The organism is Synechococcus sp. BA-124 BA4, from assembly GCF_034931165.1.
The window spans coordinates 12,765-30,977 of sequence record NZ_JAYGIA010000071.1 but is presented as its reverse complement, the minus strand read 5'-3'; the positions used below and the strand labels follow the sequence as shown (position 1 = coordinate 30,977).

The 18,213-nt window shown below is 63.4% G+C and carries 16 protein-coding genes and 1 pseudogene; 2 read left to right on the top strand and 15 right to left on the bottom strand.

Annotation, left to right across the window (positions count from 1 at the left end):
- Nucleotides 1-16: 16 nt before the first annotated feature.
- The 12 genes from VB734_RS09175 to VB734_RS09120 all read right to left on the bottom strand — a co-directional run bounded on the left by VB734_RS09175 (nt 17) and on the right by VB734_RS09120 (nt 14,772).
- Nucleotides 17-538 carry a hypothetical protein gene (locus tag VB734_RS09175; RefSeq protein ID WP_197165759.1) on the bottom strand — a complete coding sequence of 174 codons (522 nt, stop codon included), beginning with the start codon at nt 536-538 and terminating at the stop codon, nt 17-19.
- Nucleotides 522-1,124, bottom strand: a complete 603-nt coding sequence (locus VB734_RS09170) for a hypothetical protein (RefSeq protein ID WP_197165760.1) — start codon at nt 1,122-1,124, stop codon at nt 522-524. The genes VB734_RS09175 and VB734_RS09170 overlap by 17 nt, the downstream gene beginning before the upstream one ends.
- A 579-nt stretch (nt 1,125-1,703) precedes the next feature.
- The gene (locus VB734_RS09165; RefSeq protein WP_197165764.1) at nt 1,704-2,603 is read right to left on the bottom strand and encodes a hypothetical protein; all 900 of its coding nucleotides are present in this window, start codon (nt 2,601-2,603) and stop codon (nt 1,704-1,706) included.
- A gap of 174 nt (nt 2,604-2,777) precedes the next feature.
- Nucleotides 2,778-3,152 carry a hypothetical protein gene (locus VB734_RS09160; protein ID WP_197165765.1) on the bottom strand — a complete coding sequence of 125 codons (375 nt, stop codon included), beginning with the start codon at nt 3,150-3,152 and terminating at the stop codon, nt 2,778-2,780.
- A 79-nt stretch (nt 3,153-3,231) separates the two neighbouring features.
- Nucleotides 3,232-6,684, bottom strand: coding sequence for an RNA-binding domain-containing protein (locus tag VB734_RS09155; protein ID WP_322782535.1), 3,453 nt, complete (start codon nt 6,682-6,684; stop codon nt 3,232-3,234).
- Nucleotides 6,681-7,181 carry a DUF4411 family protein gene (locus VB734_RS09150; RefSeq protein WP_197165769.1) on the bottom strand — a complete coding sequence of 167 codons (501 nt, stop codon included), beginning with the start codon at nt 7,179-7,181 and terminating at the stop codon, nt 6,681-6,683. Before VB734_RS09150 ends, VB734_RS09155 begins: the two co-directional genes overlap by 4 nt.
- Nucleotides 7,181-8,209, bottom strand: coding sequence for an ImmA/IrrE family metallo-endopeptidase (locus VB734_RS09145; RefSeq protein ID WP_323243253.1), 1,029 nt, complete (start codon nt 8,207-8,209; stop codon nt 7,181-7,183). The genes VB734_RS09150 and VB734_RS09145 overlap by 1 nt, the downstream gene beginning before the upstream one ends.
- Before the next feature lie 113 nt (nt 8,210-8,322).
- Nucleotides 8,323-9,717: a restriction endonuclease subunit S gene (locus VB734_RS09140; protein ID WP_322782533.1), complete on the bottom strand. Its 1,395-nt coding sequence runs from the start codon at nt 9,715-9,717 to the stop codon at nt 8,323-8,325.
- Nucleotides 9,684-10,613, bottom strand: a complete 930-nt coding sequence (locus VB734_RS09135; RefSeq protein ID WP_197165781.1) for a nucleotidyl transferase AbiEii/AbiGii toxin family protein — start codon at nt 10,611-10,613, stop codon at nt 9,684-9,686. The genes VB734_RS09140 and VB734_RS09135 overlap by 34 nt, the downstream gene beginning before the upstream one ends.
- Nucleotides 10,610-11,212, bottom strand: a complete 603-nt coding sequence (locus VB734_RS09130; protein ID WP_197165783.1) for a type IV toxin-antitoxin system AbiEi family antitoxin domain-containing protein — start codon at nt 11,210-11,212, stop codon at nt 10,610-10,612. Before VB734_RS09130 ends, VB734_RS09135 begins: the two co-directional genes overlap by 4 nt.
- 78 nt (nt 11,213-11,290) lie before the next feature.
- Nucleotides 11,291-13,447, bottom strand: coding sequence for a type I restriction-modification system subunit M (locus VB734_RS09125; protein ID WP_197165784.1), 2,157 nt, complete (start codon nt 13,445-13,447; stop codon nt 11,291-11,293).
- A 149-nt stretch (nt 13,448-13,596) separates the two neighbouring features.
- Nucleotides 13,597-14,772, bottom strand: a complete 1,176-nt coding sequence (locus tag VB734_RS09120; protein ID WP_197165786.1) for a DUF3293 domain-containing protein — start codon at nt 14,770-14,772, stop codon at nt 13,597-13,599.
- A gap of 71 nt (nt 14,773-14,843) precedes the next feature.
- On the opposite strand from VB734_RS09120, the pseudogene VB734_RS09115 reads away from it, so the two are divergent.
- Nucleotides 14,844-15,140: pseudogene (locus VB734_RS09115) on the top strand (helicase-related protein); the annotation flags it as partial.
- A gap of 437 nt (nt 15,141-15,577) precedes the next feature.
- A complete protein-coding gene (locus tag VB734_RS09110) occupies nt 15,578-16,261 on the top strand; it encodes a sigma-70 family RNA polymerase sigma factor (protein WP_322782532.1) in 684 nt (227 codons plus the stop codon).
- An 11-nt stretch (nt 16,262-16,272) separates the two neighbouring features.
- On the opposite strand, the gene VB734_RS09105 is transcribed toward VB734_RS09110, so the two are convergent.
- From VB734_RS09105 to VB734_RS09095, 3 genes are read right to left on the bottom strand one after another with little or no spacing between them, the layout of a single operon-like run.
- A complete protein-coding gene (locus VB734_RS09105; RefSeq protein WP_197165788.1) occupies nt 16,273-16,467 on the bottom strand; it encodes a hypothetical protein in 195 nt (64 codons plus the stop codon).
- 3 nt (nt 16,468-16,470) lie between these two features.
- A complete protein-coding gene (locus VB734_RS09100; protein WP_197165790.1) occupies nt 16,471-17,520 on the bottom strand; it encodes a hypothetical protein in 1,050 nt (349 codons plus the stop codon).
- A 12-nt stretch (nt 17,521-17,532) separates the two neighbouring features.
- Nucleotides 17,533-18,210: a hypothetical protein gene (locus VB734_RS09095; protein ID WP_322782531.1), complete on the bottom strand. Its 678-nt coding sequence runs from the start codon at nt 18,208-18,210 to the stop codon at nt 17,533-17,535.
- Between the last annotated feature and the right edge of the window lie 3 nt (nt 18,211-18,213).

Here is an 18,213-nt window from a genome sequence, read left to right as displayed (position 1 = left end):
GGGCAGAGCTTGAGCTTCAGCTTGGCGGGAGGGTAGATCCCGCCAGCAGCTGGGCGATCGCCTGGGGAGGGACGCCCACCTGCTGGGCGATCAGCACCACCAACTGCTCCAGGCGATCAAGGCGATGTTCCAGATGCTGCAGCTCAGGGCCGCTGGCCGTGCTGCCTGCCTTGCGGTCGCTCCTGCCGCTGGCTGCCAACTTGCCACTGGCTCTGCCGCCCTTGGCGGCCTTGACGGGAAGGGCGCTGCGCAAGGGGGGACCGTCGGGATGGCTGAGCAGGGCGTCCGCCTGCTTCTCCACCGGGCCTTTGCTGAGGCCCTTGATGCCGCGGCCCTTGCAGAGAGTCCAGAGAGCAGCGATCGACAGGCCCTCCAGGTCTTCCCGACTGGCAGGGGCATCGCCCTCCAGCACCGGTGGTGGCTTGCTGGTGGCCTGGGGCGTGTCGCCCAGCTCCTCCTGCAAACCGCGGTAGAGCCTGGCGTCGGACTGGGCCAGGTCCCGCAGCGTGGCCCGCAGGCTGTCAGTGATCTGGCCCATGGGCCTCCGTCTGCTCGGCCTGTGGATCCGCCGAGCTGTCGACTGTCTCCACCGTCGCTGGCACGACCGGTTCTGACAGGCTCACGGAACCCTTGTGGCCATTGCCCCCCAAGGTGAGCGGCGGCAGCTCCTTGGTCTTCTCGATGAACTCCTGGCGCTTTTGATCCAGCTCCACCACCTTCTCTTTGGTGCGGGTCCAGCGATTGATGAAGCGGATCACCGCTTGAACCAGGCCGCCAAGAAAGGAGCCGCCCTGATAGGTCCTACGGCCGAGCTTGTAGCGGCCGAATTCATTCACAATGTCATCGCCCGCATCCTCCAGATCCCCGGCAATCGCGGTGACGATCTCCAGCATCTGGTAGATGTCTGTGCGAACGCTGGCTTCCCGCGCTGCCAGATCCAGCAGGTTCTGCCGGAGGGTGGCGGTTTCATCACGCGCCTTGATCGAGCGGCTTCTGTACTGCCCGCGGCTGATCATCGAGCTCTTGTAGCAGTTGCGCAGCTCGAGGTAGACGCTGTTGAGATCTTCCCGGCTCAGGGGCTCGGGATCAGGCGGAAAATCCGAGGTGGGCGGTAGAAAAACCATGCGGCTGGCTACTCAGGGTCAATCCTGCCTCGTACAGCACCCAGCCCCAGGCCACATCGGGTCAGAGAACAATGCAGAAGTTGCATACGCCTGCGGCGATGCCCTGCAGCACTGGGGTTTTGGCGCTGACGCCGGGAGCTGCGACGGCCAGCGGAGGTTCACAGACCCTCACAGCAACAACACCAGCCCATACCGAATCCGCCTTGGTCCAGCCCGGTCGTGGCCCAGTGCACCTGGCGGCCGCTGCCGATAGGTGCATCCTCCACCAGCCAGTCCCTCCTGTAGAGCTGATCCACCCGGAAGCGAAACGGGGAGGCGCCCCTGAGGTCTAGCGATCACGCCACCCGGCATGCCCCGGCTTGCGCACCACGCAAAGGCTGACGCGAGTCGCTGCGCTGCGCTGCGCGACCCTTGCGCGGCGCAGGCGGTGCCGGGGCTTGACGGCGGTGTCGTTCGCCAGCACAGCAATGGCCGCCACTCCTCTCAGCCGCACCTGCCCGATTCGCATCATCTCGGTGCATCTGCTCGGGGCTGCCGGTGAGCTCCTGAGGGTGCTCTTCCTCGATCGCGAGGGGCACATCAGCGCCCAGCCGCACTTTGTTCCCCGCGAGGAAGCGCTGATCCTTGCTGCCAATCAGCAGCGGGTCCTCGGGGCACAGGCCAGGGTGCAGGTGCTCTGAGGGTGGTTGCCCGGCAGCATCCCCGCCGGGTTTTCTCCTTTGGAGGTGTGGGTCGCGGCCGGGTCAATGTGCTCAGCTCAGTCCCACGTACACCGGCTGAAACCACTGCATCCGGCGGCTCTGGCGCTTCTCGTCGTGCAGCACGGTTGTGCCAATGGCCTCGGCGCCAGTGGGGCCGGCGGGACGAGCTGCTGCTGCTTCCAGCCGGGGTCCCTTCTGATGGGGCCCGGGGGGTGCGATCGAGGCGGAAGTCCTTGCCGATCCACACCGGGCCCTGGGGCCTCACGGCGCCGGTGTCGTCAGCACAGCCAGCGGAGAAGCCCTTGCCGCTGGGCACCTTGGCCGCCGGGCCTGTGGTGAGCAGCTCCGGCTGGTAGAGCTGCACCAGCAGGGCATTGATCGCCAGGCCCTCCATCCGCTGGTTGGTGCTTTGCACCGCCTGCTCGTCCCACTGCCAGGCCGGATGGCTGAGGTCATCGACCGTGGGGTTCCGCTCGCCGATCTGCTGGAAGGAATGGCGGGTGAGGTAGCTGGTGCCATCGAGGGCAATCGCCCGCAGGTCGGCCACGATCACTACCGGGATCGGCACCCCGTCTTCTGTGAATAGGGCGCCATCGGGAAGCATCAGCCGGAAGCATGGCAGTACCTGCGGCAGCTCGTCATCCAGGCGGGGTGAGGGAGTGCGGAGGAAGGCCTCGGCCAGCTCCGGCGCCAGGAAGCGGGGCGGGGCCTCAACGATCTGGGCCCAGCGGCAGGTGGTGGCAGCCCAGAAGCCGATCGTGTCAGCCAGCTCGTTCATCACCCCCGCGCCGGCCTCAATGCTGGCGGGCAGTTGCTGCGTGAGGACGAAGCGGCCCGCGAGGCGTTGCGCTGCTGGGGGATGTTGAGGGGGCGAACCTGATCCGGCCGTTCAGCCGCGAGCAGGAGCAGTTTCTCAGCGCTCAACGGGAGTTGCTGCGGCTCTGAACTCCACTCAGCCGGGAATGCCTCCGGGCAGGAAGCGATGGATGAACACCGCGAGCGCCATTGGCCCGCAGCGGGGAATCCAACAAATGCCGCCAGGAATCCGCCGCCAGCCCTGCACCTGCAGCTGGGGAACGGGGCCAGGGAGCAACTGCAGCAGGTAGCGGTACTCGGCATCGGCAGCCTGCTCGGGGTTCTCGATCGGCTCCGCCCTGGGCTGGGATCTCAGGAACGTGGTCAGGAAGGAAGCGGGTTCTGGGGACTCGCGCAAGGTCTCCGCGAAACGCCAGGCGGCGCCGCTGGGGTAGCCGTCGTGGTGGAGGTAGAGGTGTTGCTCCAGGAAGCCGGGAAAGCCGGTGAACGAGTAGACGGCACGGGTGGCCATGGGGCTGGGGCGGCTGCAATGGCAGGTGCCACCGGTGTCTCCTGATTGCCCGGGTGCGGCTTGCGGCCTCTCGCCCGGCTCACTCGCTTGCCTTGTGCACAGGGAATCTTGTGCGGATGAACTCCTGGGCGCTCTCCGGCGGGAGCTTCACCGTTCCAGGACCACTGCGCACGAAGAAATCTCCTTCCGGCGAGGCCTCCACCCCCTTCCACTGCAGGAACACCGGCTCCGGACTGCGCTGACAGCTCACCACGCACACGGTCTTGCCGTCGATGGTCTGGCTGTGTGGGTCGATACAGGTGCCGGCGCGATCGCCGAGGCCGTTGCGCACCACTTGGGCCAGGTGACGCAAGAACTTGTCGTCGCTTTCGAGCTGGTCGAGCTCAGTGCCCACAATCGAACCATCGTCGGCGACGCCGATCAGCAGATCGCCTCCTTCGGTGTTAAGGAAGGCGGCGATGGATTTCAGGGCGGCGTGGGTGACGCCCTTGTCGTCCTTGCGGTTCTCCTTGAGGCTCCAGCGCAGGGTGGACTTGAATTCGAGGGTTTTGGATTCACCGCGCTGGATCAGGGCTTCGGCATTGCGATGGCCGCGCAGGTATTGATCAAAGAGAAAGTTTTTGACGGTTTCACCGAAGGCCGCGTCGTCGGTGATGCGCTTGTAGAGATCGAAGTTGGAATCAACGATGTCTTGGATCACATTCTCCACCTTCTGATCAAAGGTGAGTCGGACGTTCTCGCGGGTGTTGACGCGCGCTGCGGCATCGAGGGCCACATCATCGGCCAGGCGATCCATCATCTGGCTGAGGGTGAGGCGGTGCTCGGTCCCGAGGTTCAGCCCGAAGCGCTCGTTGAGCTCGGCCACGATGCGCGAGAGCGTCTCCAGCTCTTCCGGTGCGGCGGTGTGTCCGCCTTTCGTGCCTACTGGCTTCAGCGCGCCATTGCCCCGCTCCAAGGGGATGCCACCACTGCTGGTTTCCTGGATGCGGTACGACTCCATGTCGATGTTCTGCTGCACCTCACGCGGCAGTTCCGGTTGATCAGCTGGGAGCAGCCGGCGCAGGTAGCGGGCGAACTGGTAGAGCTTTTCGAGATCGGCATCAGAGAAGGGCAGCACCTGAGCGAGGAAGGCATAGAGGCGTACGTAGTCGGTGAGCTGTCCGCGGAATTCGTGCCTCTCGTCGACGCCGAGGGCTTCGAAACGATCCACAAGCGGCAGCAACACCTGGTAGATGCCGTCTTGGGTGCCCTTCGGGCTGAAGAACACCTGGGCGAAGGCGTTGATATCGGCTGGGGTGTAGACGGGGAAGGCCGAGAGGCGCGTTTCGATTTCGTAGAGGATGTTGGGATCGGTGGCTTCCGAGAGCAGGGTCGCTTCGTAATAGGGTTCGAACGCCTTCTTGATCGTGTCTGCGTCATTGGCGAAGTCCACTACCAGCGTTCCAGTCTTCTTGGGATGGGTGCGGTTCAGACGTGAGAGGGTCTGCACCGCACCCACACCCCCGAGCTTCTTGTCCACATACATGGTGTGGAGCAGGGGCTGATCGAAGCCGGTCTGAAACTTGTTGGCCACGATCAGGAAACGGACCTCAGCCTGCTCGAAGGTGCTGGCGGTCTGCGCTTCTGGGATCCCGTTCATGCCGGATTCGGTGTAGCTCTTGCCGCCGTCCTGCACGGTGCCGGAGAAGGCCACCAGCGCCTTGAAGGGATAGCCGTGCTCGGCGAGATAGCGATTGATGGCCAGCTTGTAGCGAACGGCATGGAGGCGTGAGCGCGTCACCACCATCGCTTTGGCCAGGCGATCGATCTGATCCTGCGTATTGGCGGCGAAATGCTCCACGCAGATCCGCACCTTCTCACCGATGGCGTGGGGATGGAGTTCCACGAAGGATTTGAGCAGGTATTCCGCCTTGCGCTTGTCGTAGCGGGGGTCATCCTCAACCTTCTTGAGCAGGCGCCAGAAGGCCTGATAGGTGGTGTAGTTGGCGAGCACATCGAGGATGAAGCCCTCCTCGATCGCCTGGCGCATGCTGTACAGGTGAAACGGCGCAAAGGTTCCATCGGGCCGGCGCACGCCAAAGAGCTCGAGAGTCTTGGGCTTGGGGGTAGCGGTGAAGGCGAAGGTGGACATGTTGGGCTGCTGGCCACGCTTCTCCATCTCGGCCAGGATCGTGCCTTCGAGTTCCTCCTCTAGGGAAGTGGCGGTTTCTTCCTCGCTTTCGGCAGCCGCCAAGGAGGGGGCACTGAGCACGGCCTTGAGGCTCTTGGTGCTTTCGCCCGACTGGGAGGAGTGGGCCTCATCCACGATCACGGCGAAGCGCTTGCCTGGCAGTTCCCCGATCTGCTGGGCAATCACCGGGAACTTCTGGAGGGTGGTGACGATGATCGTCTTGCCGGATTCGAGCGCGTCCTTCAGTTGGCGGGAGGTGGTGTCGATGGTTTCGACCACGCCGAGAGTCTGCTCGAACTGGCGGATGGTGCTCTGCAACTGGCGATCGAGGATGCGGCGATCGGTGATCACCACGATCGAATCGAACACCCGCTCATCGGAGGCGTTGTGGAGGGTGCTGAGCTGGTGGGCGAGCCAGGCGATCGTGAAGCTCTTACCGCTGCCGGCCGAGTGCTGGATCAGGTAGCGCTGGCCGGGGCCACGGCTGCGCGCATCGGCCACCAGGCGGCGCACGGCGTCGAGCTGCTGGTAGCGAGGAAAGATCAGAAAGCGTTTGCCGGTCTTGCGGCCCTTGTCGTCTTCCTCTTCCACCTCGTGGATGAACTGCCGCACCAGATCCAGCACGCTGGAGGGCGCCCAGATCTGCTCCCAGAGGTAGGCGGTGGCGTAACCGGAACGGGTGGGTGGAACAGGAGGGTTGCCGGCACCGCCGAAACGCCCCTGGTTGAAGGGAAGGAAGCGGGTTTTCTCCTTCGCCAGCTGGGAGGCCACATAGACCAGTTCGGAATCCACTGCGAAGTGGCCCAGACAGCGTCCGTAGGAGAACAGTGGTTCGCGGGGATCGCGGGTGGCCTTGTACTGGTGAATCGCGTCTTCGACGTTCTGGCCCGAGAGGGGGTTCTTCAGTTCGGCGGTGAACAGGGGGATGCCATTGAGGAACAGCACCAGATCGAGGCTGTTCTCATTGCGGGTGCTGTAGCGGAGCTGGCGCACCACGGAGAAGAGATTGGCGCCATGGAGCCTGCGGGTTTCCTCGTTCAGGCCGCTGGCGGGTTGGAAGTAGGCAAGCCGGAACTTGCAGCCGGAATCCTTGACGCCCTGGCGCAACACATCGAGTGTGCCGCGGCGCTCGATCTCGGCTGCAACACGGCGCAGGAACTGCTCGCGCACGGCGGCGCCATGGTGCTGGGTGAGCTGCTTCCATGGCTTCGGCTGGGTGGCGAGCACGAAGTCGAGCAGGTCCTGTGAGAGCAGGCAGAGGCTGCGGTCGTACTGCTCAGGGGTGCGTTTGTGGTAACGACTGTTGAGCAGGGATGCTTCGATCGCGTCTTCAAGAACACGTTCGGAGATGTCAGGTGTCATGGTGGGCCTCCAGTCCCCAATACAAAGCAAGCACGTTCATTGCGGAGCATCTCGTAGGGAGTGATGCATCGAATGCCCAGGCCTATACAGGCATCAGGGATCTTAATTATCTTGATGGAGGCACGCGGCTTCTCATGGGTAACAACCGTGTGCGAACCTGCGTGAGCCTGGGAAACCAGATAATAATCAGCGATGCTCAGAAACGTGCTCACTGCCGCCGGGTCGTAGCTCTGCGCAGTGGCCCAAGCACTGACAGCCGCCAGCGATGGCACTACGCCAGGGCTAAGTGGCAAGAAGAAACGCGCTCCTCTCGCAGCTGCCCAAGTGGACAGATCATCGGCCCCTGCCTGCACTTCATCTCCAACCTTCTCGACACTGAAGACCGTTCCATCCGCGTTGCAATCGTCCAGCCATTGCCAGAATGCCGGGCAGAAATCGAACCCATAGTGAAGGTTCTTGGCTGAGATGAAGACGTTGGCATCCAGCAGGTAGGCCATCAGAACGCAACTCCGAGGCTGTTGCCGAGCTCTTTGAATGTGTTCATCTTCTTGAATCCCAGCAGCCGGAACGCCTCTGTGAAGGACGAGCGCCCTTCCAGGGTGCTGCTCACCACCGCGCGAGCGAATCGTTTGCTGACTCTTGCCCCAAGGGTCAGATAAAAGTCTCCACCACTGCCGCCGGGAAGCTCTTGTAGCCGCTCAACTTCGGCGTTGTAAGCCCGCCAATAGGCATCCCCTGTCAAGCTGCCTGCATCGTGCATCCTCCGCAGCACCACCAACGTGCTGACCTTGAATCGCCTCGCCAGGCGATCGAGCTCACCGCGCAGATCAGCTTCGGGATCATGGACTGCCGAGAACACGCTGAGAGGGATGAGCATCTCGGCAGCCACCCGGTTGCACCACCGCTCCACGGCCTGGGTGGGGGCCTCTGCAGCACTGGCATCGGAGAGGGCACTTTCGCCCAGCCAGAGATGGGCCAGCTCATGGGCCAGGGTGAACATCTGCGCCGCCTTGGTATCGGCTCCATTGATGAACACGAGTGGCGCCACGGGATCGGCCAGGGCAAAGCCGCGGAACTCCTCGGGATCGAGCGGTCGCCGGTTGTTGCTGCCCACGACTCCACTCACCATCACAAGAACGCCAAGCGCATCCGCCTTTTCAATGAAGGCGCGCAGGGCATTGGTCCATGTCGGCAGGCGGCGCTGAGCCTCCAGATCCAAGCCGAGGGCTGCACGAATGGAGGCGGCGCAGCGAATCACATCAGCACCAAGCGCGAGAGATCCCACGAAGGGCAACGGCTCAGCGCCAGCCTGCCGGGCATCGTCGCGGTACCACTCCTGGCGCTGCTGGCAGAGATACACCGTGTCCAGAAGGTCTGGACTCGCACCACGCAGGGGCTGGTCCGCAACGGTGCGGAAATCGGGAATCGGTACAGGCTCTTCGGGAGGTTCGGTTAGGAAGAGGTAGCCGATCGGCACATGAACAGCTTTGGCAAAAGCCTCCAGCTGCTTCAGCGTCGGCCGCACTTCTCCGGTCTCCCAATCCGCGACGCGGGCAAATTTCGGCGTGAGACTTTCACAGGTTCTTCCTGCACGCTCCCGCGCCCATCGAAGCAAGGCGCCCTCGACCGCCACGCGGGTCATAAGACCTCCTCCCGCACATCGATCTTGCCAGTGACGGCGGCGGAGATCAGGGCAGTGCGGAGTTCTTTTAGGCGAGTGATAGCGTCGCGGACTCTGGCAATGAGTGAATCAGCCTCTGCAGTCTTACGATCAAGGAAGTTGGCAGTAACTTCTTGCTCAGAAATAGGTAGTGACGGAAGACGCACCAAACGGAAGTTCTCGAAATTGAGGTCCTGCCCATCGCGAATAAAGTTTGATGTTGCTTTCAATGCCTGAATGTAAGCGCTTGATTTAAGGAGATACGAGAAGAATCCGATATGCACCTCGGCAGTGCCCCTCAGCACAATGTACGAAGATCTGACACAGCCTCTCGCTCGAACTCGCTCAAGGCCACCCTCAAAGCTCCGCATGCTCATTACAAAGTCGTCAACCTCAACGTGCTTTCGCTTATCCAGGTGCATGAATGCGTGAACGACCTGCCGTCCTTCTAGCCGCTCATACTCGGCTTGGGGAATGACACCATACTTTTGAGTAGCCGAAAGCTGTTCGTCACCATCGAGAGCCCGCTTCTTGCATTCAGTGAAAAGCCAAGTACTTGGGACGAGATCCCAATGCTCCGGGATCTCCCCCAGCCACTCCACCCCAGAAGCCTTCATGGGAACAGACGGATCCTGCCCCTTGGTGACGGCGCGGGTGATGAGGGCGGTGCGCTGCTCCAGGAGCAGCTCGATCAGCCGCTGCTTCTTCGCCACCAGCACATCAATCTGTGCGGTTTCGCGGTCGAGGAAGCTGGTGATGGAGCGTTGTTCATCAGTTTCCGATGGAAGGACAACTGCTTCATCCAGATAACTCGTACTATCTAGATTCTGAATACCTGTGCTTTGCTTGATGTGCTTAGTGTTTACCCTCAGCGAGTACAGGGCTGCATGGAGATATGCCATAAATCTTGAGTTGAAGCTTTTCGCCAAGACCACTCTTGCAACAAAGTTCGAGCAAACTGCAGGTATGCTGTGATCATAAAGAACAACAGCCCCAACAGGCTGATTCTCTCCTCCTGACTTCTCAAGAAGAAGATTACCTTGCTTTAAGCCCCTCGCTGATGCGACTCTTGGCTCGATTGATCGCAGTGTGGGATCATCAATGTTGACCCGAAAGCTCACACGGTCGAAATCAGCAACACGGATGCAAGCAATATCTTGAAGACCATCGGCCTCGTCGCCCCACACTCCGTTTTGGCAACTTTTGACGGTGGAGCGGAGACGCTTTACCTCCCAGTGCTCCGGAATCTCCCCCAGCCACTCCACCCCCGAATCCTTGTAGGCGGGGTAAGGCCTATACCGCTGCAGCGCCTCCTCCTGGATGGCCGTTTCCATCGCTGTCACGGTGACTCCTCCTTGCTCAGAGCCAACCATGGTCCACCAGGCTCCCAGTTCCGGTCAAAGGGTCCCTCCTCCACCAGGCTCTTCCGCACAGGCCCGACAAAGGCCACGACCACCTCTCCGATCTCCTCGAACCGATTCGGCGGCGGCACCAGCACGGCCTCGCGGGCGAGATAACCCGCCCATCGTGCCGCTAACTCCGGCCGTTGGTAAAAGCCGGGGGTCAGCGGGGTGGGGATCTCCTCAGCCCAAGGGGTACCGCGCCTCTGGAAACAGGCCTCCACCGCCGCCCGCAGAAGCGGCCCTTCAAAGCGGAAGGTGCTGGCCAGGGCCCAGAGGTCATGGAAGTCCTTCATGCGGCTGTTGCTCAGGTCGAGCTTCACCATCGCTTCGAACTTCTCCGCCACCGCCGCCTCCCGCGGATAGGCCAGCAGCTCCGGCGCCGGCAGATCGTTCAGGAGGGTGGGGTAGGTGATGTCGGCGGGCTCCGGTACCACAGCATCACCGAAGCCCAGATCCAGCTGCACGCGGATCCTGGTGGTGCCCAGCAGGGCGTGGAAGCGGGCCCGCTTGCCGGAGTATTCCTCCTCGGGGCGGATCGTCTCCAGACGGAGGGAGCTGAGATCAAAGATCAGGCCATCCTCCGGGCAAGGCACCGTGCAGACGCTTTCGAGCAAAGCCCGCAGGCCTTCATCGCTGGGATCGCCGGATGCCAGCAGGTCCACATCCTTGGTGCCGCGGTAGGGATCGGGCATCCACACCGTGAGCAGGCTCGCCCCCTTGAGGGCGAAACGCTCCCGCACCGCCGAAGCACCGAGCCGAAAGAGCCACCGCTCAGCTGCATAGCGCGTGAGGGTGCGCTGGAAATCCTCACCACCGGCGAGCGCCAGCAGGCGTGCCTTCACCGACGCGGCCGGGTTCGCCTTCATCGCTGTAGCACCGCCAGGGCCGCACGCAGCCGCCGCGACGGCAGCACCTCCAGCACCCGCTCCAGTTCCGCCACGCTCACCTTGTGTTGCCGCAGGCCTTCGTCGAGAGCCTCGATCGCCGCCTCGGCGCCCACCAGCCGCTCGAAGCGGAAGCAATCGGCAATCGTGCGCGCCGGCGAGGTGATCCGGGCAGGCACACCCTCGAACGTGGTGTCGCTCACGCCGTAGGTCCAGGCCGGGCCGCTGAAGCGCACGATCCGCAGCTTGGGAGCCTGCAGTCGCGGCAGCCGGGCCTTGTGGGGGATGCCTAGCCAGATGGCCGATGGGGACTGGGTGCCGATGTCATGCACCTGCAGGGCCGTGAGCAGGCACACGACGCTCTGGGGCACGGCGGCGCAGGCCATCGCCAGGGAATAGAGCTCGCTGGGTTCAGCGTCGGTGCGGCGGTAGAGGCCACGGCCGAGTCGCTCCACCGCCCCGGAGCGCAGCAGGCTGGGTAGCTGGTGGCGGCTGAGGCCAGCCGCATCCAGATCACTTGAGCGGAAGAAGGCGCCGAGGCCGGCCTCCTGGCGCGAAATGTCGGCAGATGGAGCAGCCATGCCGACAATCTGAGCGAGTTCGGGGCCGCTGTCAACGCGAGTTGTCGGCATCCTGTGGCAAGGTGCCGGCATCTTGCGTCAGGCCCTGCCGGCGGCCGTCACCTCCGCCAGCATCCTCAGGATGTCGTCTTCGATCGTGCGGATGTCGGCCTCGATCTCCTCGATCGGCCGAGGCGGAGTGTAGCGATAGAAGTAGCGGTTGAAGTTGATCTCGTAGCCCACCAGCCCCACCAGGCCGTCAAGTTCGTCGCGCTTGCCGGTGTTGATCCAGGCATCCGGCGCATGGGGAAGCACCTCGCGCTCGAAGAACGCCTGCACGCTCGCCGGAATCCCCTCGGCATCCACCGGGTCTGGTCCTGATGGCAGCTGGACGCTCTCGGCATCTCGCAGTTCGGGGTCGGCCTCAGGCGTGCCGCTGCTGTTGGTGCAGATCTCCGCGTTCTCATCCCGTTCACCCAGGGCGGCGAGGATCGCTTTGCGGGCTGGCGCGGTGAGCTTCACACCCGCGTGCTTGGCGGCGAGAGTGATCAGCCTCTCAAACTCCTCGCGATCCGAGAACGGCTCCTCCGGCAGATCATTCACCAGGGCGCGGATCTGCTCCTGCAGGGCGCGGCCAGCGGCCATCTCCTTAGCCGCTGCCTCTCCCTTCTTCTTGCTGGTGGCCAGCGCCTGGAAGCCCTTCTCCTGCTCCAGCCGCGCGATCCGCTCGGGACTGGCCTGGAAGCTGAGGCGCAGGGGCCGCTCCACCGTGATCTTGCGGAAGCCGAAGTGGGTGGTGGGGAAGATGCGGCTCACCACGATCTCCTCGCTCTTGCCGTCCTTCGTCACAGTGCAGGTTTCGCCGTCCCTGTAGTCCGCCAGGAGCTGGAGGATGTCCTGGGCTTGCTCCTGCGAGATCTCGCGGCGCTTGTCGCCCAGGCTCTTGCGCATCGGCACCCAGAAGCTGGTGGCATCGATCAGCTGCACCTTCCCCTGGCGCTGTGGGGCCTTGCGGTTCGTCACCACCCACACATACGTGGCGATGCCGGTGTTGTAGAAGAGCTGCTCGGGCAGGGCAATCAGCGCTTCCAGCAGATCGTTCTCGAGGATGAAGCGGCGGATCTCGCTTTCGCCGCTGCCGGCGTCGCCGGTGAACAGGGGTGATCCGTTCATGATGATGGCGATGCGGGAACCGCCTTCGGCGGTATCCTTCACGTGGGCCAGCATGTGCAGCAGAAAGAGCAGCTGACCGTCGCTGATGCGGGGCAGGCCGGGCTGGAAGCGTCCGGCGGCGCCCCGTTCGTGTTCGGCGCGCACATCTTTCTCGTCCCGCTTCCAGTCCTTGCCGTAGGGAGGATTGGCGATCAGATAATCAAACGTCTTGCCGCTGAGTTTGTCGGCCGAGAGCGTGCTGCCAAACACGAGGTTGTCGGCATCGCGACCGCTGGGATCCTTCATGAATAGGTCCGACTTGGACACGGCCCAGGTTTCAGGGTTCACCTCCTGCCCGAACAGATGAATCTCGGCCTGTTCGTTGATCGCCGGGCGCAGCAGCTCTCCGTTCTTGCGCAGGCCGGCTGTGATGTGTTCCTTGGTGATCATCAGCATCCCGCCCGATCCGCAGCAGGGGTCGTACACGGTGGCCACCACGCCTGGCCGGCGGATGCGCTCTTCATCGCCGGCCAGCATCAGATCCACCATCAGGTGCACCACATCGCGCGGGGTGAAGTGCTCCCCTGGGTTCTCGTTGAGCGCCTCGTTGAACTTGCGGATCAGCTCCTCGAAGATCGTGCCCATGGTGGCGTTGTCGATCTTGCCGGGGTGGAGATCCACCTTCTTGAACCGCTCCAGCACCTGGAAGAGGAGCCCGGCCTCATCGAGCTTGCTGATCGTGTTATCGAAATCGAACTTCTCGATCACCTCGCGCATGTTGGGGCTGAAACCCGCGATGTAGTTGCGGAGGTTCTTGGCCAGATCGGGCGCATCGGCCAGCAGCTTCTCGAAGTCGTAGCGGGAGGTGTTGTAGAACGCAAAGCCGGCCGCCTTGCGCAGCTGGGGATCGAGATTCTCCAGCTTCTTTTCGCGCAGTTCGGCCTGCTTTGCCAGCACCTGCTGCTTGGTTTCAGCGAGCACGCAATCGAGCCGCCTCAGCACCGTGAGCGGCAGGATCACGTCCTGATATTTTCCGCGCTTGAAGGTGTCCCGGATCAGGTCGGCGACACCCCACAGGAAGCTGACGATCTCATTGTGGTTCATAGAGGCCGGTCGCCATTAGAAGGCAGTGTAGCAATGCATTGCTGATGCTCACAAAGAAGGCGAATGTTCACTTTATTGGCAATTCTTAAGGCAAGAAAGCTGCTGCCATGAGGCTGCAGGAAGGCTGCCGGTAAAGTATCCATGCAAACTCACTCTGGCTTAAAAACTCTGCGCCGCTGTCGCATTTTTAGGCCATCTGCGGAATAAACTACGAGTTCCGAGTCGGTGATCTCAAAGAATCCCCGTTGTCGGAACAGCCTACATAGTTCGGCGGCTTCTTCCCTCGGCATTCCATGAATAGCAACGCTCTCCTCAGTCCAGCGGCCACAACGTGAGCGGCCTTCCACAGGAATCGACTCGTAGCCCCTCTGTTTGATGAGATTCACAAGCTCATGGTTTCGCGCTCGATTCTCAGCTTTGCCGAGCACTTCTTCATGCGGATTTGACGCAGTAAGAATGATCCACGGTCCACCCTCGGGGAGATCTCCTGCGTCAACGCCTGCCCAGATCTCTTCGATCACGACACGATGAATGATCTGCGTCGAAGCATAGGCCTCCCATGCCTGGGTCGAATGCTCTGTGAGTGTTCTCATTGTCCCGAGTAGAGCATCCAGCTCTTTCAGCCGGCTACTGTAGCTTTCAGACTTTTCACTGATCGCAAGGATGCTCCTGCCATGGGCGATATGGTTCCGCAGTCTATTGATAAACTTTGTCAGTTCATCGAATCTGCCACTTGAGCCCTTTCCTGAATATCCAAGATCTTTTAGGAGTGCCTTATTCTGCTTTGCCTTGAGAATCACTTCTCGAAGAAATCTTGGCCCAGGAGTCTCATCATCCTCGTCTGGGGGCGAATCGGGGATGGGTGTCGTGTCGTACGTGCCAGCGAGCCGACGAAGGCCTGTTTCAAAGGCAATCGTCTTGGCGAATAGATACAGGGAAACGGCTGGCTTACCAAGGTCTTCACGTGTGGCAATGCCAACTAGCGTTCCATTCTCTTCGAGGAAGAACCACCCGTTCTCTGCAAGTTGAAAGAGCGCGTCCTCGAGGGGAAGCAATGGTGTGAAGATCAGAGCTTCGTCAAGTGGTTGAATTATATCTCTGATGCGAGATTGCCGGTCGATTTCCCGAAGGGCTTCTTTGCGTATAAATCCGCGATCGACATTGCCTCTAACTGGCACAATATCAAAGTCGTTCCCGGTCATCCATGCCAGAACTTCCCCAGCAATGTCATCGGGCTTTGCAAATAGCAAGTCAGATGTGGCGAAATGTTCAGCTCGAATGGCTTCTTTTGCGAGGATCTCGACGCCTGCATAGTCCTTGAACATCAAGCCCCGTCCGCTTAACCGAGGTTATCCATGACTATCTGTCATGGCAGCACATTGCTAAGCCGCTTATCGCATCATTCATGGCCGCACGCCTCGCGGCGCCTCGTCTCGTCACCGAACAGCTCGACTCAGCCACCCCCGCTGAAGAGCGCCGCGAAGCCCTGCGCCGCCTCCACACCGGCGAGCTGCAGATCCTCTTCGCCGTCGACCTGTTCAACGAAGGCCTCGACATCCCCTCGATCGACACCGTGCTGCTGCTGCGTCCCACCGAGAGCGCGGTGGTGTTCCCGCAGCAGCTGGGCCGGGGCCTGCGGTTGTCGCCTGAAACCGGCAAGAGCTGCCTCACAGTGTTGGATTTCATCGGCCAGCCGGTGTTTCCAGTGCCGGTTCGCCCCTCGATCTCGCCGTTCTTGTGGGCCACGCCGCAGTGCTGCGGGTGGCGATCACGCCCAGGTGGGTGCAGAGTTCGAGGTAGCAGCTCGTGTGGTCACCGGTGTAGCTCCCGCCTCAGTTACCGAAGAAGGCGCTGAGGCTGTCGGTGCGGTGCTCGGCCGAAATGAGCCGCCGCTGGATCTTGAGCTGGAGGCGCTGCCGCCATAGTGGGGGCGGAGGGCCCTCTCTCAGCGGAGATCTCCAGCATTCAGGCCCAGGACTTTCTGACCATGAGCCAGGAAGACTGCGGATGGTGCTGCTGCTCATGCGTGGGGGAGTGAGTTGCCACCGGGCCAGAGCACACCCGCCGCATCCCTCGGCCGGTCCTCACGCCGCGTCAAGGATCGGGCCAGGCGCCCCCAGGGGGGCGTCCTTGTCTCGCCGTTGCGGCCGGCCGGTGGGGGTGGGGTTCTCCGCCGTCTCCCAGATGGCTTCCTCCGCTTCCCCCCGCCGCCGCCAGCAGCAGTCCCAGCCTCTCGGCCGTTCTGCCCTGCGGGCCCGCGATGCTCTGGTGCTGGAGCACCTGCCTCTGGCTGATGCCATTGCCTCGGCCGCCGCCAGGCTCCTGTTCCCGCTGGTGGAGCGGGAGGATCTGATCCAGGTGGCCCGTGAAGCCCTGGTTCGCTCCGCTCCCCGCTGCAGAGCAGGCGAGCCCGCTGGGCCCTATCTGCGTCGCTGCATCACCGGGGCCCTGCAGCACCACCTCCGCGATCGTGTCCGCCTCGTGCGCATCTCCCGCCGAGAGCATGAGAAGGGCACCTGCCCGCTGGGGCACATCAGCCTCGATGCCACATCCGATGGCGAGCCCTGCATGCTCGATCAGCTGGCAGCGCCTGATGCCGAGCCGGCCTGGGGCGAGGCCGTGAATGGCCTGGCGCTGGAGCAGCTGGTCGATCAGCTGCCGGCGGCCCCGGCCACGGCCCTGCGGCTCACCGTCCTCGAGGGGCTGTCCCTGCGAGCCGCTGCGGCGCAGCTTCAGATCAGCCCGATGGCCGTGCAGCGGGCCCAGAAGAAGGCCCTCGCCGCCCTGCGCCATCAGCTGGTGGGGGCGGGCTGAGGCCGCTCGGCTCAGGCCTGCTCAAACACCAACGTGGAGAGCGGCCACCAACCGCTGCTGCCCTCGTCGTAGGCCAGCTCCACCATCGGATCGTCCTCGGGCGTCTCGGCTGCAAGGCTGAGCACAGTGGCGCCGGTCTCTGAGCTGATCTGGTCGCGCCAGCAACGCGAGCCAATCGCCGGCAGGGGTGTCGTGGTGTCAGGCATGGGTCAAGGACTCACCATCACCCGGTTGCCAGAGCCGCTGTTGCTCACCGCCGCAAACTGCCTGTGCTGGGGCGACCAGCAAAGCGAGCGCCAGCCCAGATCAGCCGGGGAGCTGCGCACCGTCCAGTTGAGACCATCGACGCTGGTCATGATCCGGTTGCCGGTGCCGCTGCTGCTCACCGCCACCAACAGCTCCCGCTCCGGCGCCGAGCAGAGGGAGGTCCAGGCGTTGTCGGCCGCCGAGCTGCGGCTGCTCCAGCTGATGCCATCCGGGGAGGTCATCACCCGGTTCCCCTTGCCACTGCTGCTCACCGCCACCAGCAGGCCCAACTCCGTCGCCCAGCAGAGCGCCATCCAGTTCACGTCTGCTGGGGTGCTGCGCAGGCTCCAGCTGCGGCCATCGCTGGAGGTCATCACCCGCTGCCCGGCGCCCGTGCTGCTCACCGCTACAAACAGCCCCAGTTGGGGCGCCCAGCAGACCGATCGCCACTCCTGATCGGCGGCAGCCGGGCCGGCTGTCCAGGTGAGGCCATCGCTGCTGGTCATCACCCGGTTGCCCGTACCACTGCTGGCGACCGCCACCAACAGGCCCAGCTCTGGTGCCCAGCAGATCGAAGTCCAGGTGTTGTTGGCAGGCGTCTGGCGCATGGTCCAGCTGCTGCCATCCGGTGAGGTCATTACCCGCTGGCCAGTGCCGCTGTCGCTGACGGCGACAAACAGCCCCAGCTCCGCGGCCCAGCAGAGCGCCACCCAGTTCTGATCGGCGGCAGCCGGTTGGGTGCTCCAACGGATGCCATCGCTTGAGGTCATTACCCGGTTGCCGCTGCCGCTACCCGCTACGCCGGCGTAGAGCCCCAGCTCCGGCGACCAGCAGATCGCCTGCCAGCTGTTGTCCGCAGGCGAGCGCACGGTCGACCAGAGCACGCCGCTGATTCCCAGCACCGGCGGCGGGCTCAGGAGGTCTGCCATCGCCGCTGCCGGCAGCTGGTAGGTGCCGGCCTGGGGCCCAGCGGGGCGGGTGATCGCCAGCAGGTCGCCTGGTTGGAGGGTCATCAGCTGCGGCGATCAGGGCAGGGCCGGCAGGGTGCTCAGGTCCAGCGGCATGTAGTCGCCGGCCGGCTGGGCGGTGGCCATCGCTGCCTGCAGCTGGGCCGCATCCACCACCCGCCCGGGCGTGCCGTCTGCCAGCGCCAATGGGTCGGCCAGCTGCACAACGCCGGCAGTATCAGAGGTGGCCAGGGCAACGCTCAGCAGCGGCTGGGCGGGATCGCTCTCATCGACGGCCAGCGGTGCGACCACCTGGATGCGGATCACGCCGGCGCCATCGGGCCCCAGGGCGGCGTTGGCGCTCCAGTTGCTGCCGTCAAACAGCAGCAGATCCCCCTGGGCGATGTCCTGGCCGGCGATGCCGCTCCAGCTGGCCAGGGCAGGGCCACCGCTGCTGGCGAGGTACACATCCCCCGCCTCAGCCCCAGCCGGGGCCTCGGTGGTGGTGGGGTCGATCGCGCCCCTGTAGGTGAGCGCGCCAGGGATGGCGGCATGGAGGGTGCCGTCGCCATCCACCGAGAGGTTGGTGCCGGGCTTGATCGCACCGATCGCCGCCGCGGTGGCCGGGGTGAGCATGAACGCCTTGACCTCCTCGGCAGTGGCCCGGTAGGGCGTGCTGCCGCGCTGCACCAGCAGCAGGTCGGTGGGCTGGGGCAGGGAACGGCCGGCGGTGCGGCTCTCGGTGGTGGTGGCCATGGC

Bases quoted from the DNA above. Each gene is read 5' to 3' on its own strand.
- VB734_RS09135 (WP_197165781.1), bottom strand. From the start codon at position 10,613: ATGAAGGCGAACCCGGCCGCGTCGGTGAAGGCACGCCTGCTGGCGCTC.
- VB734_RS09095 (WP_322782531.1), bottom strand. From the start codon at position 18,210: ATGGCCACCACCACCGAGAGCCGCACCGCCGGCCGTTCCCTGCCCCAG.
- VB734_RS09120 (WP_197165786.1), bottom strand. From the start codon at position 14,772: ATGTTCAAGGACTATGCAGGCGTCGAGATCCTCGCAAAAGAAGCCATT.
- VB734_RS09130 (WP_197165783.1), bottom strand. From the start codon at position 11,212: ATGGCTGCTCCATCTGCCGACATTTCGCGCCAGGAGGCCGGCCTCGGC.
- VB734_RS09105 (WP_197165788.1), bottom strand. From the start codon at position 16,467: ATGCCTGACACCACGACACCCCTGCCGGCGATTGGCTCGCGTTGCTGG.
- VB734_RS09150 (WP_197165769.1), bottom strand. From the start codon at position 7,181: ATGGCCTACCTGCTGGATGCCAACGTCTTCATCTCAGCCAAGAACCTT.
- VB734_RS09170 (WP_197165760.1), bottom strand. From the start codon at position 1,124: ATGGTTTTTCTACCGCCCACCTCGGATTTTCCGCCTGATCCCGAGCCC.
- VB734_RS09175 (WP_197165759.1), bottom strand. From the start codon at position 538: ATGGGCCAGATCACTGACAGCCTGCGGGCCACGCTGCGGGACCTGGCC.
- VB734_RS09165 (WP_197165764.1), bottom strand. From the start codon at position 2,603: ATGAACGAGCTGGCTGACACGATCGGCTTCTGGGCTGCCACCACCTGC.
- VB734_RS09160 (WP_197165765.1), bottom strand. From the start codon at position 3,152: ATGGCCACCCGTGCCGTCTACTCGTTCACCGGCTTTCCCGGCTTCCTG.
- VB734_RS09155 (WP_322782535.1), bottom strand. From the start codon at position 6,684: ATGACACCTGACATCTCCGAACGTGTTCTTGAAGACGCGATCGAAGCA.
- VB734_RS09140 (WP_322782533.1), bottom strand. From the start codon at position 9,717: ATGGTTGGCTCTGAGCAAGGAGGAGTCACCGTGACAGCGATGGAAACG.
- VB734_RS09125 (WP_197165784.1), bottom strand. From the start codon at position 13,447: ATGAACCACAATGAGATCGTCAGCTTCCTGTGGGGTGTCGCCGACCTG.
- VB734_RS09100 (WP_197165790.1), bottom strand. From the start codon at position 17,520: ATGACCCTCCAACCAGGCGACCTGCTGGCGATCACCCGCCCCGCTGGG.